The following is a 15,993-nucleotide window of genomic DNA, read 5'->3' on the forward strand; positions in this document are numbered from 1 at the left end:
TTCAACTTGGTAAAGACCGTTCTCCGTCTTCACACTAAACGGCTGGCGGGAGCTCCCCGGTGTACATGCCATACGTAGTTGTTGCGGCTGCGTTGGCGACCTGGGGATCTGCGCCGTCCGCGATATGCTCCCGGGCCCATGCGTCGGCGGAGCCGCGCAGGAAGGACCTGCCTTCGTCGGTCGCGAGCCATGCCTGGCCCTCTTCAGGTGAGATGCCCCCACCTCCACTTCCGAAGTAGGAGGCGAGGCCGAGCAGTCCCGAGTCCCAGCCCATGCCGGTTGCCGAGGGGCCGAGCTGCTCCCAAAGGCCTTCGGGGATCGAGTCGACCGCGACGACGTTCTCGAGTTCGAAGCGGGTGGATGCCGCATCCACCGCGGTGAGCCGCACATGCACGATGGCCGGCTCACCCGTCCCCATACCCCAGGTCACCGTGTAGCCGGCGGAGCCTGCGCTCGGCGGATCGCAGCGGCGGATCTCGCCGCCGGCGTTGCCCTCGAACTGGAAGTGACCGCCGAGTCGCAGGTCGCCGCTCACCGGCAGGAACCACCGGGGGATGCGCTCAATAGTTGTCACGGCATCCCACACGTCGTCGATCGGCGACGGGTAGGTCTGGGCGAGTTTTTGCACATGTGACAGCACGCCGTCCACCTCCTTCGTCTCGATACCGCGCGCAACAGCCTTGAGCTGGGCTTTCACATCCATCAGTCGTCTCCTTCGTGGGCCTCGGCGGTGGCCGTGTCGTGGGTGGGCGCTGCATCGGCTTTCCGTTGTGCAAGCTGTCCGCGCGCGAGCTCGGTGCCGAGCGCGTCGAGCCTCGGCTCCCAGAACCTTCGGAATGTGTCGAACCACGCATCCGCCTGGGCGAGGGAAGTCGGATCGACCGCGTACAGTCGCCGCGCGCCATCCGGGCGCACGGTTGCGAACCCGGATCCGCGGAGCACGCGAAGGTGCTGCGATACTGCGGGCTGCGAGATCCCGAACTCCGACTGGATGATCCGGCCGAGCTCACCCGCGGACTCCTCGCCATCAGCGAGCAGCTCAAGAATGCGTCGTCGCACCGGATCGCCGAGGACGTCGAGCGCGTGCATGATCCGAGATTTGCACCTGCGCTTATATAAGTCAACTCTTACAATCGTTGCGTTTGGCTCTGAGCATCGCTTGCGGCGGGGAGGTACGCGACGTTTCCCGATCCGCGCCGCAGGATGTCGACACTGTGCACTCGCGATTGGTCGGCTTCTCTGAGAGAGATCTCTGATCAGACGGACAGGGGGAGTGGCTCCGGTGTTACCCCACTTCCACTCCGATTGCGGAAAATGCAATCAGAGTGACTCTTACTGGTGGAAGACCGTCATCCGTTTTCACGCTAAAGGGCAGCCCGGATCGTGCCTGTTCCCTCATGTGCTATCTGGGCTCTTGTTGCGCGGTGCAGCGCGGCGACAAATATGCTCGCCTAGTGCACATCGTGATGTTCATCTGACGGGGCTGCCTACCACCTGCGCAGCACTGGTCCCGGCGAGGGTGCGTTCGTCGCGCCCCCGAGACCTCTCCCACCCGTCAGATCGGGCGCATTCGCGCCGAGCACACATTTCTGGAGCATCTCTATGTTCACCGTACTTCGCCTCCCTGGGGCAACCCGCGCGTTCCTCCCTTCCTTGCTTGGCCGACTCGCCTTGGCGATGGGCGGCCTGGCGATTGTGCTTGCCGTGCAATCGCACACTGGATCCTTCGCCGCCGCCGGTATCGCGGCGGGAGCGTTCGGATTCGCCAACGTCTTCGCCGCCCCGCTTCGAGCTCGCGCCATCGACCAGTGGGGCCAGCGACGCGCGCTGACGCCACTGGGTTTGGCGCAAGCGGCGGTATTCCTCGGCTTCGCTTTCGCAACGAACACGCGAGGGACATCGGCGCTCGGCTTTGTTGCACTGAGCGCCGGCGCCGGTCTTGTAGCACCACCGCTCGGCGCGTCAATGCGAACCATCTGGACCACTTTGACGACGGCCGGACCCCAGCGCACCCACGCCCTCAGCCTCGACGCCACCGCCGACGAGCTCGTCTTCATCGTCGGGCCACTTGTCGCTGCCGCGCTAGCCACGGCATTCTCTCCCGCATACGCCCTGCTGGCTGCCGCCACTGCGGTGCTGGCGGGAACTCTCGGGTTGATTAGCAGCCGAGCCTCGGGCAGCCTTCGCGGTGCGCCTGCTGTAGCGGGACGCGCCGAGCGTCCGCTACGCCGGCCAGGCTTCATCCGCGTCCTCGTCGTACTACTAGGCGTGGGGGGAGTGCTCGGAACGATCGAGATCACCGCACCCGCGGTTGCCGTGGCCGCCCACGATGCAGCCATCTCCGGCTGGCTGCTAGCAGCCCTGTCCGCCGGGAGCGCTGCGGGAGGTCTGATCTACGGGCACATCTCCTGGCGAGGCACTCTAGGGTCGCGCATGCGGGTGCTCGCCATAGCTATCGGGGTGCTCGCGTGTGGCATCGGACTGGTCAACTCGGTCCCGGGATTCGCAATCGGTGTTGCGGCAACCGGGCTCTTTCTCGCACCGTCCATCATCACCGGCTACCTAGCCGCCGAGCATCTCGTGCCCCAGCACACTCTGACCGAGGCATCCGTCTGGACCAATACCGCCCTCAATCTTGGTGCGTCCATCGCCAACGCCATCGCCGGTGCGATCGTGGCCGGACCGGGAGTCGCCTGGGCCATGCTCGCCGCCGGACTGTTTGCCATCCTCACGGCCACGGCCACACCCCGGGCGCGACTGCACACCGGCGGCGGCCAGCCCGCACCATCGCCAAGTGACCCCCATTTGTGAGCAACGCGGTCAGCGTAGTCGCCCAAGAAACTCCGGGTCAGATGAACAACCGGGGTGTGGCCGCAGCCTTGTCAGCTCCTACTCTGACTGCATAAGCTGCGATCCAGTAGTCACTGATGGGGAAACCCGTTATCCGTTTTCCCACTGTTCGACTCCCGCCGCTCGTTGGTCGCCGTGTCAGAGTGGAGGCACGCTCGGGAAATCTTGGGGATGGATCACCGCGGGGATCGGCGCCGTCATGCTGGCGCTCCTCGTCGCTTACGGCACCGCATCGGGGACATGGGTCGATGAGCACGGCAGTTTGCTCATCGACGAAGCCGGCCACAGCGTCCGCCGTCGATCGTCGGGCTCCTGATCGTCACCGTGTTGGCACTCGTCTTGCTGATCGGGGGAGTGGTCATCGGAACCGCCAGCCGATCCCCTCGAGGCGCGGCGTCGCCGCCGGCGGCCGAGATCGCGGAGTAGCCGCGAGGTCAGCGTGCGTCGGACGCGGCCAGAGCCCGAACGTCCATGCCGTGCAGCCTAGTTGTACTGCGCGGACGCGGCGCCGTTGTGGACGAAGAACCGCAGCCACTCGTTGTAGGTGCCGATGCCGCCGTAGCCGTTCCAGGTCACGCCACCTTCCGCAGTGAGGGCTGGTCGCAGGTACCCGTGACGTGCAGGTACGGCGAGGAGCACGTGCCGAAATAGAACAATTGCTAACTGACATAATGAAGCTTATCGGAGGCCATGTCCGCGCGAAGCGGACATCGTCCGGCTAGATGAGCCCCGCCTGCCGCGCGGTGTCGACAGCCGCGGCGCGAGAGTTGACGTCGAGCTTGCGGTAGAGCCTGCGTATGGTCGCTTTCAGCGTGTTGGGACTGATGTAGAGCTCAGCGGAAAGCTCCAACATCGACTTGGGCAGCGCGAGCATCGTGAGCACTTCGTGCTCGCGTCTGGTAAGGGCTGACGAATGTTCGGCTGCGCGACGAAATGGTGAACTGACGTCGGGCAACTCGCGCGAGGTGAGATCGGCGAGTTTGCGCAGATCGTCTGAGGGAATGCTCTCGTACGCGGAGTAGAGACGCTCGTCCTCGATGAGTGCATGAGCCTGGATGAAGGCCTGCTTGGCGCTCTCGATGAGATCGAGGTTGAGGGCGGCGGCCGCGGTGATGAGGAGTGCGGTCGACCGGATCCGGGTCGGCTCCTCAGGCGCAATCGCAGGCCGGACGATCTCGAGGGCCCTGTGGCGGCTTCCTCCACCGTTCGCAAGAGCGGCTGCGATGACCTTGTCGGTGGAGGAGGCCGCGGGGTTCACGTTCGGCGTTCGGCTGACCTGGCTGCGGAGCACCGCCAGTCGAGCCCGTGCGGCGCGGACGTAGCGGCCGTTGGCACCGCTGCTGGACACCGTCTCCGGGTGGCGGCTCATCTCGTGTGCGAGCTGGGCGTCGGCGATGGCACCGCTGGCACGATCATGGGCGTGCATGGACTGAACCCAGAGCGCCGCCGCCCAATGCTCTCCGTCTCCCAGGCCTCTGACCCGGGCCAGTTCGCGGGTCGCACCGGCGTGGTCTCCCCGATCCAGCCGCAGGAGGGCAGTGGTGAGGAACAGGATGGCGTCGTACCTCCCATTGGCGGCGGGCTGGTCGAGCGCTCGCGCGAGCCAGAGCTCTGCCGCACGCAGATAGCCGCGTTCGGCATTCATCCACGCACGGTGAGCGGCTGCTCGTCGGCCGACGGTCATCTGGTCGGTGAGGATGGCAAGCTCATAGGCCTCCTCGTACTCCGACTCGGCCCCGCTCGCGTCAGCCATCTCGAAAGCCCGACCCCATTGCAGTCGGAAGTGTGGAAGCGATGCTCTGATCGAGGAACGCTCCGCCTCGGATGCCCGCTCGAACGCGCTTCGCGCCCGTTCCGCCGCTTGCCGAGCCTGTGCCAGCTTCCCCGACGTGCGCGCGCCGGCAGATCTGCCGGTGAGAAGTCCAAGGGTGTCCATGAGGCCGAGATCGGATCCGGTCATGGTGGCGTCGAGCCAGCCGTTGTCGTTGAATCGGCTGGTGTCGCCGCCGGTCATGACGTGTTGCAGGTAGTTCGCAGCGACAAGGAAGGTCGGACGGTCGACGAACGCGTCGCCGGGTAGTGCCCGGATGGCTGCGAGCAGATGCTGAGGCGCCGTAGTCGCCAGACGGTCCCAATGCGCTTCGAGGACGGCGGCCGCAGCTTCCCAGCCGTCCTGAGCTGCGATGTCCATGACAGCGGTCGCAAGCTCGCTGGGCTCGATGTGATCGGTGTCCCCTGTCGATGGCTTGGCGGTGGTTCGAGCGTGCGGTCGACGATTCATCGCTTCTAGATTGCCAGTGGCGACGGAACTGTCGGATTCGAAGCGCCCGCAGTTTTGCCCCCGAACGGGGGTCAAAATGGGTGTATTGGGGGCTCGGCAGGGTTAAAGATGCCTCTCATGAGGTTGTCTCGTTCCGATCTTCGGTTTAGCTGTGAGATGACCGAGCGTCCTTGAACGCGACGTTGAGTGTGGGGGAACACTCGTTCGAGTGCGGTAGCAGCAGAACGCAGATCCCCTGCGTTGAGGGGCCCTTGCTCAGCGTTGTCAGCTGACCAGCATGGGAAAGTTCGCAGTCGCGCTAAGGTGCGTTGCCGTAACGCCAGGGGGAACTGTGCGTCGTGCCAATTCGAATTCAGTTGACGAGGATCGCGCGGTGCGCCGGCCATCCCGCTTCCTGTCGCTCGTGCTGAGTGGATTGCTGGCCGTCTCGGGCATCGCGGTGACCGGTATGGTGGCCGCGGCACCCGCTCAGGCCGCAGCTGGCGACCCGTTCCCGGCTGCGGACCCGTACGTGTTCATCGCACAGAACGCCCCGACTGGGCTGTTCAAGTCGTTGACCGGCCCGTCCGGCAGTGTGACCTTCTCCCCCGAGGGGCCGACGTCGACGATCTCGTACAACGCGATCGCGTACAACACCGCCAACAACTACATCTACGCGTTCGTCAACACGGGCGACTCGACGACCCCGTCGAATTCGCTGATCAGGATCGGGCAGGGCGGTGTCTACACCCGGGTCGGCACCGGGACGTACACCCCGACCGTTGCGGGAACATTCGGATCCGACGGCCTCTACTACAGCGTTGCCAATGTGAATGGCGTCGTGTCGCTTCAGGTGATCAATGTCACGACGGGCGCGCTCGTGAGGAACACGGCGATCACCGGCGACGCGCTCACAGCGAACGACATCACCTTCAAGAACGGCTTTCTCTGGATGATGGGCGCGGGTTTCATCTCCCGGATCAACCCCACGACCGGCGCGACGGTGCGTTGGGCCATTCCCTTCAGCACGGACACCGCCGACCAGGCGGGTGCGGCATGGACGTTCGGCAATGGAAACCTGGGCTTCGGGTACAACGTCTCCGGCACCGTCTATCAGGTGGCGGTGACGAACCCCTCGGCTGCCACACCGACCTTCACCCTCGTTTCCACCAACCCGGGTCCGGCGAGCGGAAGCAATGACGGAACGGCTTCTCCGGGTCAGCCGACCGACCTGGCGGTCACCAAGACCGGACCTGCGGCGCTCATCCCCGGAGGTACGGCGAGCTACACGATCACGGTGACGAACAACGGACCCGGAAACTCGAGTGGGTTCTCGGTGCGCGACGTGGTGCCCGCCCCCCTCACGAACGTGGCAAGCGCCTCGGCGGGGTGCACGGTCAGCGGCAATACGGTGACGTGTCTCGGGGGCAGGCTCGTGGCCGGGAACTCCGTGACCTACACCGTCACCGCCAGTGTCCCCGCGAACATCGCCAACAACCCCGTGACCAACACGGCGACGGTGACCCCGAACGAGACCGACCCCAACTCGGCGAACAACACCTCGTCCACGACGGGCAACCCGGCGCGGATTGCCGTCGTCAAGCACGCAGGGTCGCCGGTGGATGTCAATGGTGACGGGATCGTCGACGCCGGCGACACCGTCGGCTACACCTTCACGGTCACCAACACGGGCGCGGTCGCGCTCGATCCGATCAGCGTCAGCGACCCGAAGGTGGGCGCGGTCACCTGTCCGGCTGGAACGCTCGCGCCCGCCGCATCCACGACGTGTACCGCCGCGGCTTCGTACACGATCACCGCTGCCGACGTGACAGCCGGTGGGGTCGACAACTCCGCCACCGCGTCGGGAACCGCGACGGGGACCACGACGACGGTCACGTCCTCCCCCTCGACCACCCACACGCCCACGACGGCGCCGGCTCCGGGGCTGTCGATCGTGAAGTCGGCAAGCCCCTCAAGCAGTGCCACCTTCACAGTCGGGCAGCTGATCACCTACACCTTCGTGGTGACGAACACCGGAAATGTCCCGTTGAGCGGTGTCTCGATCAACGACTCCGATTTCTCGGGGACAGGGACTCTCTCCGCTCTGAGTTGCCCGACGGGTTCCGACACGCTCGCGGCTGGTACGCAGGTGACGTGTACGGCGACCTACACGTTGACTCAGGCGGATGTGGACGCGGGCCTGGTGCGGAACTCGGCGACGGCGACCGGGACGCCTCCGGGTGGCACGACGATCACCACTCCCCCGTCGCAGGTGCAGATCCCGGTCGATCCGGCGCCGGCGATCGGTCTGGTGAAGAGTGCGAATCCGGCGACCGCGAATGCGGCAGGGGACGTCATCACCTACTCGTTCCGAGTCACGAACACGGGCAACGTGACGTTGACCGACCCGTCGATCGACGAGACGGCCTTCTCGGGCACCGGCACGGCTCCGGCCGTGACCTGTCCCACGGGTCCTGTTGTGCCCGGTCAGGCGGTCGTCTGCACCGCCACGTACACGGTCACGCAGGCGGATGTCGATGCCGGGTCGGTGACGAACACCGCGACCGCGACCGCCACGCCGCCGAGCGGGGCCGCTCCGGTCTCCGACTCGTCGTCGGCAGCGGTCACGATCGCACCGGCCTCCGGTCTCACGATCGTGAAGACCGCGACCCCGGACACAGTGGGGGCGGCCGGTGACACCGTGACGTACTCGTTCGTGGCGACCAACACCGGCAACGTCACCCTCGGCAACGTCACCGTGGAGGAGGGTGCGTTCTCGGGTACGGGAACGCTCGGCCCGGTGGTGTGCCCGCCGGGTGCAGCCTCGCTGGCCCCGGGCGCGTCGGTGACGTGCACCGCGTCGTACACCTTCACGCAGGCTGATATCGACGCGGGCAAGGTGACCAACAGCGCGACCGCGACCGGTACTCCGCCCGGCGGCGGCACTCCCGCGGTCTCCCCGCCGTCGGAGACGATCGTCAACGTCGACGGAGCTCCCGCGATCACCGTGGTGAAGTCGGCCACTCCGACCACGATCGGTGCAGCCGGTGACAGCGTCACCTATTCGTTCTTGGTGACGAACACGGGCAACGTGACGTTGACCGACCCCACGATCGACGAGACCGCGTTCTCCGGCACAGGTGCGGCACCGGTGGCCACCTGCCCGACCGGTCCGGTCGCGCCCGGCGCCTCGGTGACCTGCACCGCCGCCTACACCGCCACCCAGGCGGACATGGATGCCGGGTCGGTGACGAACACCGCGACGGCGACCGCGGTTCCGCCGACCGGGCTCACCCCGCCGGTGTCCGGCCAGTCGAGCGCGACGGTCACGGCTGACGCGACCGCATCGCTGACCGTGCTGAAGTCCGCGGACGTGACCTCGATCACCACGGTCGGCCAGAAGGTGACCTACTCGTTCCTGGTGACGAACACCGGCAACGTGACGCTCCACAACATCGCGGTCGACGAGGGGACGTTCACCGGGTCCGGCACGCTGCCACCCGCGGTGTGTCCCCAGCCGTCGCTCGCGCCGGCTGCGAACGAGATCTGCACCACCAGCTACACCGTGACGCAGGCCGACCTCAACCGCGGGGGCACGCTCAGCAACACAGCCACCGCGACCGGCACCCCACCGGGATCGAACACGTCGATTCCCTCGACCCCGTCGACCAAGGACGTCCCCGTCGCGCAAAGCCCGGCGTTGAGCCTGGTGAAATCGGCGTCGCCGTCCTCGCCGGACAGTTTCCGCGCCGGGCAGGACATCACCTACTCGTTCGTGGTCACCAACACCGGCAACGTGACGATCGACGACGTGTCGATCCAGGAAGGCCCGTTCACCGGCACGGGCACGCTCCCTGCACCGAACTGCCCGCCTGGGGCGCTGGCTCCGGGCGCCCAGTCGGTGTGCACCACCGTGTACACGGTGACCCAGGCCGACGTCGATGCGGGGAAGATCACCAACTCGGCCAACGCCACCGGAACCCCGCCGGGTGGGGGCACCCCTCCGGTGTCCCCGCCGTCGGAGGTGACCGTGCCGACCCCGCCCGCTCCGGCGGTGACCATGGTCAAGACCGCTGACCTGCAGAGCATCAGTCGCGCAGGACAGACGATCACCTACACCTTCACGGTCACCAACACGGGCAATGTCACCGTCACCGACCCGACGATCACGGAAGGCACGTTCACGGGTCATGGCACTCTGAGCGCTCCGGACTGCCCCGCCGTGACATCCGGGCTCGCTCCGGGGCAGGTGCTGGTGTGCCACGCCACCTACACCGTGGTGGCCACCGACCTCACCGGGGGCACGGTGGCCAACACGGCGACCGCGACCGTGACACCGCCCGGCGGCGACCCGATCACCTCGACACCATCGACCGCCACGGTGCAGGATCCGCCGGCAGCGCTGGCTGCCACGGGCTCTGCGATTGCGGGGGGTCTCGGAGCGATCACTGCGCTCCTCGGGACGGGCGGCATCCTCCTGTTCCTCCGTCGTCGTCGATTGACCGCCAACTAGCAGGAAGCGGATGTGTGGTGCCGGCCCCGGGCGGTCGGCACCACACAGTTCGCCGAGGTGAACCATGCGCGCAAGGTATCCGGTGGCAGCGGTCGGCGTTGTCTCGGCACTCCTGCTGACGGGATGCACGGCGGGGGCCACATCGTCGTCGCGCACCCCGACTGCCGCCGCCGCAGCGTCGGCTCCCGCCCTGCCCGCCGGGGTCACCCAGGCGACCGCTGTCCCCACCGACGTGCCCAACGACACCGCGGCGCGCAAGAACGTCACCATCACCAGCTGTGCCGCGAACGACGGAGGGTGGGCTGCGAAAGGCACCGTCGCCAACCTCGGTGACGGCCCCAAGACCTACACGATCACGGTGTTCTTCACCACGTCCACCGCGACGGTCCTTCACACGGATGCGGTGACCGTCAGCGTGAAGCCGGGTCAGACCGCCGACTGGACGATCGACGGCAAGTTCGTCGCCCCGGCAGGGACGCGGTGCGTCCTCCGCGGGGTCGGCTGACCCCTCAGGGCTCAGGATCCAGAAGAGGGCGCACGCCGAGCCGATGGAACTGACAGAGCAGCTTCGGCAGCAGACGATCCTGGCCGTCATCCGCGCCTCCGCTCGGGTGGAGCGGGAGGCACAGGGCCCCGATCGGCGACGCGTCTTTCGCAACACCCGCTACCTTCTCGCCGCCGCGGTCGCCCTCGGCGTCTCCAGGTCGCTCATCGCCGCTGAACTCGGCGTGCGTGCCGAGACCGTACGCACTCGAGCCGGTCTGCACGGCCCGATCTCGACGACCGACTTCGCAGAACTCACCGGGCTTCCTCTCGCCCGGATCCACAGCTGGACGCTCCCCTCCTCCCCCGAGGACCCAGCGAGCCACACCGCCACCCACCTGCTCAAAGCGTTGCTGCACGACACCGCGACCCACCAACCAGAAGCCACAGAGCCGGCACCGGGCCGCTAGCGGAATGGCGCCCCGAGTGTCGGTCGGGCCGCGTACGGTCGGCTCGTGGACAGCGCACCGATCATCCTGATTCCCGGATTCTGGCTCGGGGCGTGGGCATGGGACGAGGTCGCCGCCACGTTGCGCGCCGACGGACACGACGTGACGGCGTTGACGCTCCCGGGGCTCGACGAGGTCGCCACAGATCGTTCGACGATCCGCTTGGCAGATCACGTCGACGCGATCTGCCGCGCCGTCACGGCGGTTGGCGCGTCAGCCGGACGCCCGGTCGTGCTCGCCGTCCACAGCGGCGCAGGGCTGTCGGGGTACGCGGCGAGCGACCGGATCCCCGAACAGATCGCGACGATGGTCTACGTCGATTCCGGCCCGGCCACCGCGCCGCTCGATCCCGAGCTGACCGGTGACGAGCTGCCCATGCCGTCGCTCGCCCAGTTGGCCGACGATGAGAACCTCGACGGCCTCAGCGACGAGCAGTTGAGCGAGTTCGCGCGCCGAGCCGTGCCCGAGCCGGCCGGCGCCGTCCGGGACGCGCCCGAGTTGATCCATGACGAGCGTCTCGACGTTCCCACCACGGTGATCTGCACGGGCTTCCCGTCCGAGCAGGTCCAAGAGGCCGCCCTCAAGGGGTGCGCCTGGGTTGGCGGACTCGCCGAGCTGCGCGATGTGAGCTACATCGACCTGCCGACGAGCCATTGGCCGATGTGGTCGAGACCGACCGATCTCGCGCGGATCCTGGGTGAGATCGCGAGCAGAAATCAGCGACCGGCGAGGTAGCGGCGCACCGCCTCAGCGGTCGTCGCGTGGTCGACGACGTCCGGCTCCCCCGACGTCGTGATGGTGCCCACGAGCTCGCCATCCACCCGGATCGGCATCGAACCGCCGTAGGCCTTCATCGTGTCGTGGTCGACGTCCGTGCGGTCTTCGAATGCGGATCCGGACTCGAGGTGACGGAGTCTGACCAGGAGTGACGATTCACCGAAGCGCTCGACGACGGCGGCCTTCCCCGCGAGCCATAGATCGTTGTCCGGCCCGGTTCCCTTGAGCTTCGCCTGGAACACGGCGTCGCCGCGCAGAACCACGCGCACAGCCAGGTTCCGACCCGTCTCTCGGATGAGGTCGACGGCGATCAGACCGAGGTCGACGGCATCGTCATTGTCGAAGCTCGGAAGGTCGAGCTGCGGCTCGGCCTCGAGCTGCGGGATCGTGAAGACGGGCAGATCGCTGGGCATGTCGTGCTCCTCCGGTGCGGTGGTCAGGGTGGTGAGGCGTTCGCGAAGCAGGGCGGGCAGATGGGCCGGTTCCACCTCGAACTCGTCGGCGGCGAGCTCGTCGGGCGTCATCCAGCGCCATTCGAGGACGTCGCTGAGCTCCTCCTCGGTCCAGCCGTCCCGCACCGGCTCGAAGCGGTCCACGCGCAGTTCGTACCAGGCCCAGTGACCGCTCTGATACGGATGCCAGCGCTGATCCGGCTCGAAATCCTCCTCGAAGAAGGCGGCGGGCACCGTGTCGAGCACCAAGCCGGTCTCTTCGAACAGCTCGCGGATCGCCGCCTCGTCGTGCCCCTCCCCCGGGTCCACCCCTCCCCCAGGCGTGATCCAGCGAGGAGCGACGGCGCGATCCTTGCCGTACTGCAAGAACATGAGCACAGCTCCGTTCGGGTCGATCAGCAGCACACGCGATGTCGCGCGGAACCCGTTCTCGGCCACGGACGGCGTCTCAGCTCGTGGCGGGAAGGAAACTGCTGACGTCGCCCACGTATCGGGTGTGATCGGCCGGGACCGGGTCGACCGCGGCCTGCGCGACCTCGGCCGCGAACTCGTTGACCGTGTAGAGCTTGCCGGCCTCGTCGCGACGTGAGGCGATGGCGCCCGGGCGTGCGCGCTCGAGCAGCGTGGCCGTGATGGTGCCCTCGATCATGTCGCCCGAGACCACGACGAACCCGATGCCCTTCGCGTCGAACTCGGGGATGCGGGCCCGCAGGGCGTCCTCGCCCGCGCGCTTGCTGAGGGCGACCGGAAGGTACTCGGGCATCGTCTCGGCGGTCGCGACGAAGTGGGCCTGGTGGCTGGTGACGAAGACGACCCGCGATCCGGATGCCATCAGCGGCAGGGCGGCGTCGAGCACGTTGATCTGCGCATCGCGGTTGAGCTTCATGGCGTAGTCGTCGCCCATCCCGCTCTCCATGCCGCCAGAGGCATTCAATACGAGCAGGTCGAGCCCGCCCCATTCCTGCTCGACCTTCGCGAACATCTCTGCCACGGAAGCCGGATCGGTCAGGTCGCCGCCGAGGGCGATGGCCTCTCCCCCGGCCTCCTCGATCGCCGCGACCACCTTGAGGGCGCGCGCCTCCTTGTTGCGATAGTTGATGGCCACGCGCGCTCCCGCCGCGGCGAGCATCGACGCCGTGTCGGCTCCGATGCCGCGCGACGAACCGGTGACGAGGGCGCGGATGCCGTGGAGCGATCCGGGGGTCAGCACGTTGTTCACGGTTCCCGACCCTATCAATCGCCGTGGGTGGTAGTTTCGGACCATGCAGCCGGACGTGCTCACGAGCTGGGCCTGGGTGTTCTGGCTGGCGCTCATCCTGGTGTTCCTCGTCATCGAGGTGCTGAGCCTCTCGTTCGTGTTCCTGATGCTCGCCGTCGGAAGCCTCGGCGGGCTGATCGCGGGCCTGCTGGGTGTGCCCTGGTACTTCGAGTTCGTGGTCGCTGCCGTGTTGTCGCTGCTGCTGCTGTTCTTCGTACGGCCGCCGCTGTTGCGGCTGACCCATCGGGGTGCCGACCCGACGCGCAGCAACATCCCCGCGCTGATCGGCACGAGCGCGACGGTCGTCATCGCCTTCGACGAAGGCCGCGGACAGGTCAAGCTCGCCAACGGCGAGACCTGGACCGCGCGGCTCGCCGACGGTGTCTCCGCCGCGCCCATCGAGGGCGATCGCCTGCAGGTCGACGCCATCGACGGGGCCACCGCCGTGGTCTCGCCGCCATCCGCCCCCTCCACGTCAACAGAGAAGAGTGCTCCCTGATGGACGCCCAGGTCTTCGGCAACGTGATCCTCGTGATCGTGATCGCGATCATCGTGATCTTCGTGATCACCGTGCTGTTCCGGTCGATCCGGATCATTCCGCAGGCTTACGCGGGCATCGTCGAGCGGCTCGGCAAGTACCACAAGACCCTCATGCCGGGGTTGAACCTTCTCGTGCCCTTCGTCGACCGGCTCCGACCGCTCGTCGACTTGCGCGAGCAGGTCGTGTCGTTCCCGCCGCAGCCCGTGATCACCGAAGACAACCTGGTCGTGTCGATCGACACCGTCGTCTACTTCCAGGTCACGGATGCCCGGGCCGCCACCTACGAGATCGCCAACTATCTCGGAGCGGTCGAGCAGTTGACCACGACCACCCTCCGCAACGTGGTCGGCGGCCTCAACCTCGAAGAGGCGCTCACCAGCCGCGACAACATCAACGGTCAGCTGCGCATCGTGCTCGATGAGGCGACCGGCAAGTGGGGCATCCGCGTGAGTCGCGTCGAGCTCAAGGCGATCGACCCGCCCATCTCGATTCAGGACTCGATGGAGAAGCAGATGCGCGCCGAGCGCGATCGGCGTGCCGTCATCCTGACCGCCGAGGGCACCAAGCAGTCGCAGATCCTCGAGGCGGAAGGCGCCCGGCAGTCGGCGATCCTGCAGGCCGAGGGCGACGCGAAGGCAGCGATTCTTCGCGCCGAGGGCGAGGCGAAGGCCATCGAGACCGTGTTCGGCGCCATCCACGCGGGCGACGCCGATCCGAAACTTCTGGCCTACCAGTACCTGTTGACGCTGCCCAAACTGGCCGAAGGCAGTGCGAACAAGCTCTGGATCATCCCGAGCGAGTTCACCGAGGCGCTCAAGGGCGTCGGCGCCGGCTTCTTCCCGACGCGCGACCCCAGCGTCGCCGCCGCGTTCGGGGCGGCCACACCACCGACCGCGCCGCCGGCCGCCTCGTCCGACGCGGCCCCGACCCCGAAGAGCGATTCCTAGGAGGGACGCCGCCGTCGAGCGGGGGTACTTCTCCCCCGCTCCCCCGCGTGTGCTCGCGCATCGGGGGCTGGCGGTCGGTGCGCCCGAGAACACCCTGCTCGCGTTCGCCAAGGCGCTCGGCGCAGGTGCGACCCACCTCGAGACGGATGTCCACGCCTCGGCGGACGGGGTCGCGATTCTGAGCCACGATCCCGACCTGACACGTCTGGCACGACGCGGCGTGCGGATCGATCAGCTGACGGCGGCCGAACTGGGCCGCGTCGATCTCGGCGAAGGGCAGAGCTACACGACGCTCGCCGCCGCGCTCGACACCTTTCCCGAGGCGCGCTTCAACATCGACGTGAAGGCGGCGGCGGCCGTCGCTCCGACCATCAAGGCGATCCGGGACGCCCGCGCCGAGGGGCGGGTGCTGATCGGGTCCTTCAGCGCCTCGCGTCGGCTCGCGGTGGTCCGCGCCGTGCCCGGGGTGTCGACCTCGGTCTCGGCACGTGGCGCCGTCATCGCGACCTGGGCGGCCACCGTCGGGATGGCGTGGATCACTCGCCGCGTGCTGCGCTCGGTCCACGCCGTGCAGCTTCCGGAGCGGATCCTCGGCGCCTCCACGACCTCGCGCCGGGTCGTGGCCGCGTTCCATTCGGCCGAGGTCGAGGTGCACATCTGGACCGTCAACGATCCGGCGACGATGCGGCGGCTCGTGGCTGCGGGAGTCGACGGCATCGTGACCGATCGAGCCGACATCGCGCTCGAGGTGCTGGCGAGCCGGTGAGCGCGCGCCGGGTGCGCCGCAGCGCCGCCCGCCTCCAATCCGTCCCAAATCACCTGGGAAAGCTCTGAAAAGAGTCGCGACAGGGCATTCTCCCGGCCACGGTGTCGTTATACCTGTTCTGGACTTGTGGGCGGTCCGGCCAGAGCTTCGCGTTCTCGCGTCGAGTCGCCCGTCAAGATTACGCACCACCGGCGCCGACCACGGCGCTCAGCGCATGAGGGAGGCCACACAATGGCAGATCGCAGTCTGCGCGGGATGCGACTCGGATCACAGAGCCTACAGAGCGAAGTGGGCGTCGAGTTCTCGCCGCGCAAGAAGACCGTTTACCGCACCGACGAGGGCATCGATTTCGAGGTGACGTTCGCGGCGGATGCCGAGGTCCCCGAGACCTGGGACTCGCCGCGTACCGGCCAGGAAGGCCGCCTCGTCGGCGAAGACGGCGGGCTCGTGAAGACCGCGGTGGTCGAGACGAAGGCGCCGCGCACCCACTGGGACATGCTGCTCGAGCGCCGCACCCGCGCCGAGCTCGAGGAACTGCTCCAGGAGCGTCTCGAGTTGCTGCGCGCGCGTCGCGGGCAGAGCAAGCCGAGGAAGACGACCGCCAAGACGGCGTGAACCGTCGGCTTCGAACGCGGTG

General features: G+C 67.5%; 14 protein-coding genes. 9 read left to right on the forward strand and 5 right to left on the reverse strand.

The genetic code is table 11. The features are described 5' to 3' along the window. Positions 1-34: 34 nt before the first annotated feature. Positions 35-703: an SRPBCC domain-containing protein gene (locus tag ACFPJ4_RS04720; protein ID WP_386739127.1), complete on the reverse strand. Its 669-nt coding sequence runs from the start codon at positions 701-703 to the stop codon at positions 35-37. Then, positions 703-1,089, reverse strand: a complete 387-nt coding sequence (locus ACFPJ4_RS04725; protein ID WP_386739128.1) for an ArsR/SmtB family transcription factor — start codon at positions 1,087-1,089, stop codon at positions 703-705. Before ACFPJ4_RS04725 ends, ACFPJ4_RS04720 begins: the two co-directional genes overlap by 1 nt. 513 nt (positions 1,090-1,602) lie before the next feature. On the opposite strand from ACFPJ4_RS04725, the gene ACFPJ4_RS04730 reads away from it, so the two are divergent. After that, complete coding sequence (locus tag ACFPJ4_RS04730; protein WP_386739129.1) at positions 1,603-2,811, forward strand: MFS transporter; 1,209 nt, start codon at positions 1,603-1,605, stop codon at positions 2,809-2,811. A 757-nt stretch (positions 2,812-3,568) separates the two neighbouring features. Here ACFPJ4_RS04730 and ACFPJ4_RS04735 read toward each other — a convergent pair. Next, positions 3,569-5,041, reverse strand: coding sequence for a helix-turn-helix transcriptional regulator (locus ACFPJ4_RS04735; RefSeq protein ID WP_386739130.1), 1,473 nt, complete (start codon positions 5,039-5,041; stop codon positions 3,569-3,571). Positions 5,042-5,504: 463 nt separating this feature from the next. On the opposite strand from ACFPJ4_RS04735, the gene ACFPJ4_RS04740 reads away from it, so the two are divergent. The 4 genes from ACFPJ4_RS04740 to ACFPJ4_RS04755 all read left to right on the forward strand — a co-directional run bounded on the left by ACFPJ4_RS04740 (position 5,505) and on the right by ACFPJ4_RS04755 (position 11,350). Continuing rightward, complete coding sequence (locus tag ACFPJ4_RS04740) at positions 5,505-9,623, forward strand: DUF7507 domain-containing protein (RefSeq protein ID WP_386739131.1); 4,119 nt, start codon at positions 5,505-5,507, stop codon at positions 9,621-9,623. Positions 9,624-9,687: 64 nt separating this feature from the next. Further along, positions 9,688-10,128, forward strand: coding sequence for a hypothetical protein (locus tag ACFPJ4_RS04745; protein WP_386739132.1), 441 nt, complete (start codon positions 9,688-9,690; stop codon positions 10,126-10,128). A gap of 43 nt (positions 10,129-10,171) precedes the next feature. After that, complete coding sequence (locus ACFPJ4_RS04750) at positions 10,172-10,576, forward strand: hypothetical protein (protein WP_386739133.1); 405 nt, start codon at positions 10,172-10,174, stop codon at positions 10,574-10,576. 45 nt (positions 10,577-10,621) lie between these two features. Then, positions 10,622-11,350, forward strand: a complete 729-nt coding sequence (locus tag ACFPJ4_RS04755; RefSeq protein WP_386739134.1) for an alpha/beta fold hydrolase — start codon at positions 10,622-10,624, stop codon at positions 11,348-11,350. On the opposite strand, the gene ACFPJ4_RS04760 is transcribed toward ACFPJ4_RS04755, so the two are convergent. Further along, a complete protein-coding gene (locus ACFPJ4_RS04760) occupies positions 11,332-12,282 on the reverse strand; it encodes a heme-binding protein (protein WP_386739135.1) in 951 nt (316 codons plus the stop codon). The two genes, ACFPJ4_RS04755 and ACFPJ4_RS04760, sit on opposite strands and share 19 nt — an antisense overlap. Before the next feature lie 10 nt (positions 12,283-12,292). After that, positions 12,293-13,063, reverse strand: coding sequence for an SDR family oxidoreductase (locus tag ACFPJ4_RS04765; protein ID WP_386739136.1), 771 nt, complete (start codon positions 13,061-13,063; stop codon positions 12,293-12,295). Between the two features lie 43 nt (positions 13,064-13,106). Between ACFPJ4_RS04765 and ACFPJ4_RS04770 the strand changes: the two genes are divergently transcribed. From ACFPJ4_RS04770 to ACFPJ4_RS04785, 4 genes are all read left to right on the forward strand, one after another. Further along, positions 13,107-13,601, forward strand: a complete 495-nt coding sequence (locus ACFPJ4_RS04770) for an NfeD family protein (RefSeq protein WP_386739137.1) — start codon at positions 13,107-13,109, stop codon at positions 13,599-13,601. Continuing rightward, positions 13,601-14,590: an SPFH domain-containing protein gene (locus ACFPJ4_RS04775; protein ID WP_386739138.1), complete on the forward strand. Its 990-nt coding sequence runs from the start codon at positions 13,601-13,603 to the stop codon at positions 14,588-14,590. The genes ACFPJ4_RS04770 and ACFPJ4_RS04775 overlap by 1 nt, the downstream gene beginning before the upstream one ends. Positions 14,591-14,639: 49 nt before the next feature. Next, the gene (locus ACFPJ4_RS04780; RefSeq protein ID WP_386739139.1) at positions 14,640-15,356 is read left to right on the forward strand and encodes a glycerophosphodiester phosphodiesterase family protein; all 717 of its coding nucleotides are present in this window, start codon (positions 14,640-14,642) and stop codon (positions 15,354-15,356) included. Positions 15,357-15,587: 231 nt separating this feature from the next. Then, on the forward strand, positions 15,588-15,971 hold the full coding sequence (locus ACFPJ4_RS04785) for an RNA polymerase-binding protein RbpA (RefSeq protein WP_386739140.1): 384 nt from the start codon (positions 15,588-15,590) through the stop codon (positions 15,969-15,971). Positions 15,972-15,993 lie beyond the last annotated feature (22 nt).

The sequence above is a fragment of the Lysinimonas soli genome (genome assembly GCF_042655435.1).
Classification (GTDB): domain Bacteria; phylum Actinomycetota; class Actinomycetes; order Actinomycetales; family Microbacteriaceae; genus Lysinimonas; species Lysinimonas soli.